5 protein-coding genes are annotated in these 9128 nt (G+C 72.2%); all 5 read right to left on the reverse strand.

Translation table 11 applies throughout. The features are described 5' to 3' along the window. The coding region (locus C556_RS23500; protein ID WP_169338641.1) for a CHASE2 domain-containing protein at positions 1-1060 on the reverse strand (1060 nt) is incomplete at its 3' end. 248 nt (positions 1061-1308) lie between these two features. Further along, entirely contained in the window at positions 1309-2958 is a 1650-nt protein-coding gene (locus tag C556_RS0118530) for a FecR domain-containing protein (RefSeq protein WP_018749740.1), read from the reverse strand. Further along, complete coding sequence (locus tag C556_RS0118535) at positions 2955-3659, reverse strand: response regulator transcription factor (protein ID WP_018749741.1); 705 nt, start codon at positions 3657-3659, stop codon at positions 2955-2957. The genes C556_RS0118530 and C556_RS0118535 overlap by 4 nt, the downstream gene beginning before the upstream one ends. Positions 3660-4146: 487 nt before the next feature. After that, a complete protein-coding gene (locus tag C556_RS0118540; protein WP_018749742.1) occupies positions 4147-8325 on the reverse strand; it encodes an OmpA family protein in 4179 nt (1392 codons plus the stop codon). Beyond that, positions 8322-9128, reverse strand: an 807-nt coding sequence (locus C556_RS21180; RefSeq protein ID WP_040431640.1) for a hypothetical protein, incomplete at its 5' end; no start/stop codon positions are given. The genes C556_RS0118540 and C556_RS21180, both read right to left, overlap by 4 nt.

The following is a 9128-nucleotide window of genomic DNA, read 5'->3' on the forward strand; positions in this document are numbered from 1 at the left end:
CCCAGGCGCCCAGCAGCACGGCGGCGGCCAGCCCGCCCAGCAGCGCCGGGGCCGGCCAGCCGCGGCGCAGGCCGGGCAGCGCCAGCCACAGCGGCAGCAGGGCGAACAGGGCGTTCCCCCACGCGGTGGCCGGGCGCAGGTCGCGCTGGTTGAGCAGGCCGTCGAGCACGGTGGCGATCACTTCGACGCCGGGCATCAGCGCGTTCTGGCTGGCCAGCGGGGTGGCGTAGGAGTCGCCCAGGCCGGGCGCGGTGGCGCCGACCAGCACGATGCGCCCGGCCAGGGCGCTGTCCGGCACCCGGCCTTGCAGGACGTCGAGGTAGGCGTAGCGCGGGTAGCTGTCGGCGGGGCCGATGAAGGTCAGTTGCTGCCAGTAGTCGCGCGCCCAGCTGCCGCCGTCGCTGCAACAGGCGGTGTCGGGGCGGCGCGCGCCGGGCAGGCCGTTCGCCGGCAGGCGCTGGCCGGCGGCCTGGTACACGGCGAGGGCGAAGTGATCCCACCATTGCGGCGGCTGGCCTTCGCGCAGGAACACGCTGCGCACCACGCCGTCGGGGTCGAGTTCGGCGTCGATGTGGCCGACGGCGGCGGCGGCCTGGGCGAACGGCGGCCAGGGCAGCACCGGCTGCAACGGCTGGTGCTCGCCGCCTTCGACGTACATCGGCAGCACCACGTTGCCGGCGCGGCGGATGGCGGCGGTCAGGCGCAGGTCGTCCTGGGGGTGGTCGTCGTCGGGGTCGGCCAGGATCAGGTCGAGGCCGATGGCGGCCGGGCGGGCGGCGTGCAACCGTTGCAGCAGGGCGACGTGGACGTCGCGGCGCCAGGGCCAGCGGCCCAGGGTTTGCAGGCTGTGGTCGTCGATGGCGACGATGACGATGCGCGGGTCGGGCTGGCGGGTGTGCAGCGCGGCCAGGCCGTCCTGCACGGCGGCCTCGATCCGGCCCAGGCCGTTGAGGGCGCCGAGGGCGGCGACCAGCAGCATCAGCGCGATCCAGGGCAGTGCCTGCCAGCGGGTGGGAGGTCGGGGCCGGCCGCGCGTGCTCACCAGGGCCTGTTCATCCACTTTTCGCGACAGCGTTCGGGGCCGTGTCGGTGCGGGGGAAGGCGCCGGCCGTGCTGCGGTATGAATACCGTGAGCGGCCGACAACGCCGCAGCGCGCCGGCAATGCCCCGAACCCGAAGGGCCGGGCCGGCAGACGGTCATCCACTGTGTTGTGCTCCTTGGAAATAACTCGTTATTACCTGCGTCGCACGCCTGGTGGCTGACCGTCTGCCGGCCCGGCGCTGCAGCGAAAAGTGGGTGGACAGGCCCTAGCCGGCGCTGCCCCGGCGCACCGAGCGTCCGTCCTGCTGCATCACCGGCTCGCCGCGCGTATCGCACACCGCGCGGTCGGGATCGACGCGGCGTGGCGGCGAGAACGCCGATTGCAGGCCGTACTGGTCGATGGCCTGGAGGCGGATGAAATACGGCCGGCAACGCGCGCCGACGTCGAAGCTCACCCGGGGCTCGTCGACGGTGGTGTCCGCCACCAGCTCGGCGAACGCCAGATCGCGCGCCAGTTGCACCCGGAAGCGGGTGTCGGGCACCGCGCCCCAGTGCGCCTGGATCCGTTCGCCGGATTCCAGCGTCAGCACCGGCGCCTGCGGCGCGGGCACCACGCGCAGGCGGCTGGCGTCGCTGAACGGGCCGCGCTCGGCGTCGTCGCCCATGCCTTCCAGCGTGGCGACGCGCCAGTAGAGGACGGCCGGCCGATCCTGCGCCAGCTCGAAGCGGCAGTCGCGCGCGCGTTCGCTGCGGGTGGCGGCGGCGGTGAAGCCGGCGTCGGGGCCGTATTGCAGCAAAAAGCCCGCGGCGTCGGGGATGCCGCTGCATTGCACGGCGATGCGGCCGGTCGGCAGCACCGCGTCCTGCACCGGCGCCTGCGGCAGCGGCGCCACCGGCGTGGTCTTGAGGCGGAAACGGTATTCCAGCGCGACGCCGGGCAGGTCGTCGGCGTCCAGCGCGCGCAGCCGCAGGTAATGGATGCCGTCGGGCAGCCCTTCCAGCCGCAACCGCGGCGCGGCGACGGTCCACTGCTGGCGGATGCGGGCGAAGCCGTCATCGTCGGCCAGTTGCGCCCGGTAGCCGTGCTCGCCCGGCTGCGGCGTCAGCGCCAGCACCACCGGCAGCGCGTCGTAGCGCTCGGCGGCGCCGTCGAGCGCCGGCGCCGGCAACAGGGGGCGCACCGCCGGGGCGTCGGCGCCGCCGGCGACCACCGCGCCCTCGCCCGCCGCCACCCGGCGCGCGCCGCCGCGCGTGGCGTCGACCTCGACCACGCCTTCACTGACGTCGGTCAGCGCCGCGCCGTCGCGCTCGCGCACCTGCACCCCGAAGTGCGTACCGCGCACCCCCGTCACCGCCAGGCGGGTGCGCACGTCGAAGCGCGAGTCGGGCGGCTGCGGCGCCGCCTTCACGTCGACCCGGCCCTTGCTCAGCGTCATGGTCTTCTGGCTGCGGCCCAGTTCCTTCACCTCGCGCAGCCGCTCCAGCCGCATGCGTGCGCCGGGGTGGACCTCGATGTCCGAGCCGTCCGCCAGCCGCAGCGCGGCGAAGCCGCTGGCGCCGGCCTCGATCCACTCGCCTTCGCGCAGGGTGTCGCCGCTGGCCAGCGGGCGGCGGCGGCCGTCGGCGCCGATGGCATCGGCCGGCGCGCGCGCGTACAGCACCGTCGCCCGCTGCGGCGTGCCGCGCAGCAACGCCGCCGGCAGGCGCAGCGTCATGCCCGGCGGCAGCCGCAACGGATCGGCGACGCGGTTCAGTTCGGCCAGGCGCTGCCATTGCGCCGGATGCTGCAAGTAACGTTCGGCCAGCAGGTAGAGGTTGTCGCCGGGCCGCACCCGGTAGTCCACATAATCCTTGCCGGCGCCGTGGGCGATGGCCGACGCGCCCAGCAGCCAGACCAGCGCCAGCGCGCGGTTCATGGCGTCTCCTCCGCGTTGCGCGCCAGCGGCTCCAGCCGGTAGCCCTGGCCGTAGGTGGCGCTGAGGCGGAAGCCGCGTTCGGGCCGCAACTGCAACTTGTTGCGCAGCGACGAGACATGGGTGTCCAGGGTGCGGCTGGGCAGGTCGGTCGGCACGCCCCACACCGTTTCGATCAGGTAGCCGCGCGACAGCAGGCGGCCGGCGTTGGCGAACAGGCAATGCGCCAGGTCGAATTCCTTCTGGGTCAGTTCCACCGCCTGACCCTGGTAATGCACGCTGCGCGCGTCCAGATCGAGCACGTAGTCGCCGCAGGACAGCACGCGCTTGACCTGTTCCGGGTAGTTGCGCCGCAGCGTGGCCTGCACCCGCGCCTTCAGCTCCGCCAGGCGGATCGGCTTGGACATGAAATCGTCGGCGCCGTGGTTCAGCGCGGTGACCACGTCGCGCTCCTGGTTGCGACAGGTGAGCAGGATCACCGGCAGCGCCTGCTGGCGGTCGCGCCGCAGCCATTGCAGCAGCTCCAGGCCGCTGATGTCGGGCAATTCCCAGTCGAGCAGCAGCAGGTCGAAGCTTTCGCGGCGCAATTGGTGCATCAATTGCTGGCCGCGCGAAAAACGCACGCAATCGTGACCCAGGCTGGCGACCAGGCTGGCGATGAGATCGAGGTGCATGGGATCGTCATCGAGCACGGCAATTCGCATGGCTTGCAATTCCTTGTCATGTGATCTGTCGCGACGACGCACGGCCCCTGGGGCGCGCGCGGTGACGGCAAACGGAGAACGGCAGGTATGGCGGTGGGAGGGGCGTGGCCCGCCGGAGCGCGCGATACGAGGCGGCGCCCGCAGTATATCGAGTCGCCACCTGGAATCGGAGCCCTCATCCTTTCGTATGGCCCTCCCTGGAGGGCCGCAGCCGGATATTCGGGTGATCCAGCCGCGGGCTACAAGATTGCTGACACTTCTTTACAAACATCCAGAACGGCAACCCGGGAAAACCACATCGCGGCGGAGCGTTTGCCGGCCGCTCGGGGCGGCCGGCAAAATCCAGCGAAGCGGTCCTGGCAAGAAGCGCGAAACGTCCTGAAAAGCGGTAAATCGGACTTCCTTCGCTCGCACACAGTACGTGTAAGTACGGCAAGTCCAGCCCGGCGCCCCCGCGCGACGCAGCCAGGAAGGTTTTGTCGGCCGCTCAATACACCGCCAGCACGTTGATGAACCAGCCCCGGCTGCGATACGACAGATCGGTCAGGTCGTCCGAGAACCGCGTGAAGTTGTAGCCCACCCCCGCCTTCACGTTGTTCCCCAGGTGCCGGTACACCGCCACCAGCGCCCCCTGCTCCGCATCCCCCGCCTCGCGCGCCGCCAGCCGGCGCCATTCCACCAGCGCATCCCACTGCCGCACCAGGTGCCAGTCGGTCCGCGCCACCACCAGGTTGGCGCTGCTGCTGAACCATTCGCCGTCGCCCCGGGTGGCCTTCAACTCGCCCAGCCGCATCGCGTACTTGGCCCCCACCGACAACCACGGCCACAGGTCGTAGATCGTGTCCACGCTCACCACGTGGCTGCGCTGGGCGTAGTCGGCCATGCCCCCGCTGTCGGTCACCTGGCCCGGCGACGGCAGGCTGTACAGGAACTGGTAGCGCAGCAGGGTGTTCCAGCGGTCGTTGTCCACCGGGCGGTAGGCGCCGGCCAGTTCGGTCTCGACGTAGTTGCCGTCCAGGTAGGCGCCCTGGCTGGCTTCGCTGTACGAGGCGTTGACCTTGGCCATCAGTCGCCAGGCGTCGCTGAGCTGGTTGCCGTAGCTGTTCTGGGTCAGCCAGGTCTGGCGCTTGCCCGACTGGTCGCCGCGTTCGGTGCGGTATTCCAGGGTGCTGGCGAACTTCTCGCGGTCCTTCTTGTAGGCGACGCTGCCGCTGACGGCGTGGCGCTTGAGGTCGCCCGCCAACTCGTCGCTGACGGTGCCCACTTCGAGCTGGCCGCCGAAGGTCCAGCGGTCGTTGGGCGCCAGTTCCAGGCCGAAGGCCTGGGTGATGCTGTCCTGGCCGCTGTTGCGCGAGGCGCGGTTCTCGGCGTAGACGTTCACCTGCTCGGACGCCTGGTAGCGCCCGCCGGTGACCAGGCTGTTGCTGCGGCCGCGATAGCCCAGGTCGGGGCGCTCGGTCTCCTGCACGAATTGCAGGTAGGCGTTGCTGCGGTCGGCGATGCGGTAGTCCAGGCCGAGCTTGCCGCCGACGCCGCCGTTGCCGTCGGACACTTCGCCGTCGGCGCGCAGGCGTTCGGTCAGCTGGTAGCTGGCGCCGACGCCGACGCGGTTGTTGGCCTGGCGGCTGTCGTCGCGCTCGACGGTGCCCTGGCCGTAGCCGTAGACGGCCCAGTCGGCCGGCACCGCCTCGCCGTCGGGGCCTGCCACCGTGGGGGTGTAGTCGGCGCGGACGATGGCGTCGGTGCGCTGGCCCGGGGCCGACAGGGTGGCGCTGGCGTTGGCGGCGGTGACGTCGCGCCGGTCGTGTTTGGCGCCGGCCGAGACCGCCCATTCGGGGCTCAGCTGCTGGTGCACGTCCACTTCGGCGGCGCGGTAGTCCTGGGTGTCGGCGCGGCGCTGGTCGGCCTTGACCTCGACGGTGGTGGCTTCCCCCAGCGGCAGGCTGGCGCTGACGCCCTGCTCGGTGACAGCCTGGCCGTCCAGGGTGTCCATGCCGGGGCCGGAGAAGCCCTGGTCGCGGTGCTGGTGGTAGGCGCCGAGGCGGCCCTGGCCGCCGTCGATCACGTCGGCCAGGGCGACGGCGGCTTCGATCCGCCGGGCGCCGGCGTCGCGGCCGTCGCCGCGCAGGGCGCCGAAGCTGAAGCCGCCGTCGATCGAGGTCAGGGTGCCGCTGCCGGCGCCGCTGGAGCGGGCCACTTCGGCTTGCAGGTAGGTGCCGTCGCTGTGCCGCAGCAGCAGGTCGGCGCCGTGCACCTTCTGTTCGGCGCCGGGGTCGCCCTGGCGGTAGCCGGTGACGCCCAGGCGCAGGTGCTCGCCCAGCCACTGGCTGCCGCGCAGGCCGTAGGTGCTGCCGTCCAGGGCATCGAGCCCGGGGGTGTATTCGTAGCTGACCACCAGCCAGGCCGGGTTGCCGGACTGGGAACCGGTGCGCACCAGGCTGCCGCTGTCGCTGTGCGAGGCCAGCGGGCGCGCCAGGGTGAGGCGGCCCTGCAGGTAGTTGACGTCGTAGTCCTGCCCGGCCACCAGTTGCCGCCGTTCCAGCACCAGCCCGGAATCGCGGTCGCGCACTTCCAGCCACACCCGCTCGGAGCCGTTGGTGATGTCGAGGTGGCGCAGGTAGTACAGCGAGCCGCCGGTGCCCTGGAACGCTTCGCGCGAGTTCATGGTGCCCGGCTCGGCGGCGAAGGCGTTCAGGGCGCTGGTGCGCCCGCCGGTGGGCGCCTGCTCGTCGCCGTACCATTGCAGGTTGGCGCCGTACAGGCCGCGGCTGTACTGGGTGAGTTCGGTGCCGCTCCAGGCGGTGCGGAAGTCGCCCCACATCAGGCTGGAATCGCCGCGTTCGACCTTGACGTAGAACTTGCCCTGGGTGGGGGCGTCGTCGACGATGCTGCTGTCGTCGCCGTACACCGGGTAGAAGCGGTCGGGGTCGAGCCGGCGCAGCAGGTAGCGCGGGTCCTTGCTGGCGAAGTTGCTGAACATGTCGTCCAGCGGTTGTTCGCCGGTGTCCATCGAGGCGGTGACGCGGTAGTCGTCGCCCAGCCGCCCCTTGAGGTAGAAGGCGCCGCGGCCGTCGAGGTAGTGCGAGCCGTCGTCCTCGCGCCGGTTGTCCTCGACCGCCAGCAGCGCGGGGCCACTGACGCGTTGCTGGCCGAGGGTGAGGTCGCCCATGGCCACCAGGAACCAGTCGCGGTCGGGGATGGTGAGGTTGCGGCGGTAGTGGGTGCCCTGGCCGTCGGGGTCGAGCACGGCGACCTCGACCGACTGCGGGCCGGACGGCACGATCTGCCGCACCGCGAAGCGGCCGTTGCGGTCCACCGGCACCGGCGCGCCCAGCACTTCGACGGTCTGGCCGGCGGCGACGCCGCTGCCGCTGACGGTGACGGTGCCGCCGTTGACCGGGATGCCGGCCAGCTGGCGGGCGTTCTCGCCCCAGCCGGTCAGCGCTTCGCGTGCCGGGTCGTCGGCGTCGGCCGCGACCGCCATCGGCAGACCGGCCAGCAGCAATGGCTTGGCGACGGTCTCGTCGTAGCGGCCGCGCGCATCGTATACCCGCAACACGTACAGCAATTCTCCCGGCGCGTCGGCCGGCGGGGTCCACGCGACCTCGCCGCCGACGGGGATCGGCAACGTCCACAACGGCTCGCCCCGGGTGCCTTGCCGGCGCGGATGGATGCGGATCTCGGCGCGTTCCAGGTAGCGCACGTAGTTGCTGTAGCTGAAGAAGCGCACGGCTTCGCCGGCGGGGATGCGCTGGCGATCGGTCCAGCCGTTGAGCGACGGGGTGGCGGCCAGATCGTCGTACTTGATCTGGAGGTCGGCGGCGGCCAGCGCGACGTCGACGCAGCGACGGGCGTCGGCTTCGTTCACCGGTTCGCCGGCCTGCTGCGGTACGCCGTCGATGGTGACGCGGAACGGCGCGTCGCTATGGCCCACGGCGGCGCAGGCGGTGGGGTCGGCCGGCGGCGCCGGCGTCGGCGCGGGCACGGCCGGCGCCACGTCGTACCACACGCGGATCTCCACCCGGCGGTTCTGCGCCATGCCGTCGGCGGTGGCGTTGCTGGCGATGGGTTCGCGCTCGGCGCGGCCCTCGACGCTGAAACGCTCCACCGGCAGCGCCAGTTGCTGGCGCAGGTACTCGGCCACCACCAGCGCGCGCGCTTCGGACAAGCCCTGGTTGTCGCGATAGCGGGCACGGGCCCGGGGCGACAGGCGCTGGGCGTCGGCGTGGCCGATCAGCTGGAAGCGCAGGTTGCGCTGGTCGCGCAGCGTGGCGGCCAGTTGGTCGAGCTGCGCGCGGTCCTCGGCCGACAACCCGGTCATGCCCGAGTCGAAGCGGGAACGGGCGTCGTCCTGCCGGGTTTCGGGGCGCAACTCGCGCGCCAGTACCGGCGGCGTGGCGGGCGCGGCCTGGCCCAGCATGCGACGCACGGTGCTGGCCGGCACGCCGGCCACCGGCTCGTCGCGCTCGCTGTTGGGCGGATTGTCGCCGTTGCGCTCGACCACCAGGGCGTTATGCAGGGTGTTGCCGCGCAGGCACGGGCGCTCGTCGGCGCCGCACACCGGCTCGGGTTGGAAAGGCTGCGCCCAGGCGGGCGCGCTGCCGAACAACATGCCGATCAGGCAGGCGATGCGGGTGGGTGTGTTCATGGCGCGGGGCAGGTTCATGGCGCCACCTCCAGGAGTTCTTCCTCGATCTGCAACGGGTAGGCGTCGCCCAGGGCGCGCCAGCGTGCGGCGATGTCGCGGCGCAGCGCGTCCAGGCGCTGGCGCGCCAGTTCGGGCGTGGCGCCATCGCGGCGGTAGGCCAGCCGCAGGACCGAGGGATGGGGTTGCAGTTGCGACGGCAGCGCCTGCCAGCCGGCCTGCCAGGCCGGGGCCAGCGCGGTGTCGCCGGGCACGAAGGCGGCGTCGTCCAGCTCCACCCGCACCACGCGGTGCACCGTGGCGCCGAAGTTCAGCTTCACCAGCTTGCCGCGGGTGAGCCGCACGTCACGCGGGTTCTCGGTGGTGAGCCGGTAGCCCGACGGCAGCGTGCGTTCGTCCAGCTTCATCACGAAGTTGCTGCCGATGTCGCTGCGCGGGATGTCCGGGCACGGCACGTGGAAGCGCCCCTGCGCGTCGGTGGTCACCAGCAGTCCGCGCGGCGTGGCCATGCGCACCGCGGGCAGGCCCGGCTCGCCGTCGTCCTGGTAGCCGTTGCCGTTGCGGTCGTCGAACACCTTGCCGATCACGTCCGGGCAATCGAACAGCGGGTCGGGCACCACGCGCACGGTGGCGCTGCCGACGTTGGAGATCTGGGTGCCGGTCGGCTGGTTCAGCGCCCACGCCTGGTTGACGTAGTCGCCCTGGTTGACGCCGGTGCCGACCACCAGCAGCAGCTTGACGGTGCGCTGCTGCCCCGCCTCGAAGTCGAGGCCGGACCAGGTCAGCGCGCGCCCGGCCACGGTGGGCTCCTGGCGCACGCCGTC

Source organism: Chitiniphilus shinanonensis DSM 23277 (assembly GCF_000374805.1).
Classification (GTDB): Bacteria; Pseudomonadota; Gammaproteobacteria; order Burkholderiales; family Chitinibacteraceae; genus Chitiniphilus; species Chitiniphilus shinanonensis.